The sequence below is a fragment of the Oleiphilus sp. HI0086 genome, assembly GCF_001635225.1.
The window spans coordinates 1-899 of the sequence record NZ_LWFZ01000151.1 but is presented as its reverse complement, the minus strand read 5'-3'; the positions used below and the strand labels follow the sequence as shown (position 1 = coordinate 899).

Genomic DNA, 899 nt, shown 5'->3' with positions numbered 1-899 from the left:
TTGATCAAGAACTACCAAGCTCCCCTGCATTACACCTAGTTGAATTTAACCACATAACTGTAGACAAGTACTCAGCAGAGCAAATTCGAGAAATGTATCAAAACCAACTAACTAAGAAAGCAAGCTAACAAACATTCCCGAATACCACCTCTTAACTGCAGCAGCGGGATTTGTGTGACACACATTGTCAGCTAACAGAACCCGCTGCTTAATTGCTCGACTATAAACTTCCCAGATCTTGAAAAATCAGCTCGCTTACGCGTGCTGACGCTTTCGAAACTGCCTCTTTTATATCTGCCATTGTAATAGGCGTATCTGACAAACCTGCTGCCCAATTCGCACTCAAGGCAATACAGGCATAGTCCAACTCCAATTCTCTTGCTAGCGCAGCTTCAGGCATGCCCGTCATTCCGACCATATCGCAGCCTTCAGCCTTACAACGAAGTATTTCAGCTGATGACTCTAATCTCGGCCCCTGAGTAGCACCGTAAACTCCACCATCCAAGACATCAAATGACACCGCGCTTGCTGAGCGAAGAAGTTTTGCTCTCAATGTTTCAGAGTACGGCTTGGTGAAGTCGATATGATCAACAGTTTCGCAATGAATGCCATCATATATAGTGTGTTCACGCCCATAAGTGTAATCAATAATTTGGTCTGGAATGGAAAGATTACCCGGGCCGAGCTTTTCATGAATTCCGCCTACCGCGTTAATTGCGATAATTCTATCGACACCTGCTTGCTTCATGGCAAAGAGGTTGGCACGATAATTTATCAAATGAGGAGGAATACGGTGAGGATTACCGTGACGCGCCATGAACGCAAACTTAAGCCCGTTTAGTGCACTTATCACAACTGGGCCACTGGTTTCTCCGAAAGGCGTACTTGGCCATAGCTGC

At 45.6% G+C, this 899-nt stretch carries 1 protein-coding gene; it reads right to left on the bottom strand.

The annotated features are described in order from the left end of the window. Window positions 1-220: 220 nt before the first annotated feature. A partial coding sequence (locus A3756_RS02125; RefSeq protein ID WP_068552822.1) for an S-methyl-5'-thioinosine phosphorylase occupies window positions 221-899 on the bottom strand: 679 nt, incomplete at its 5' end.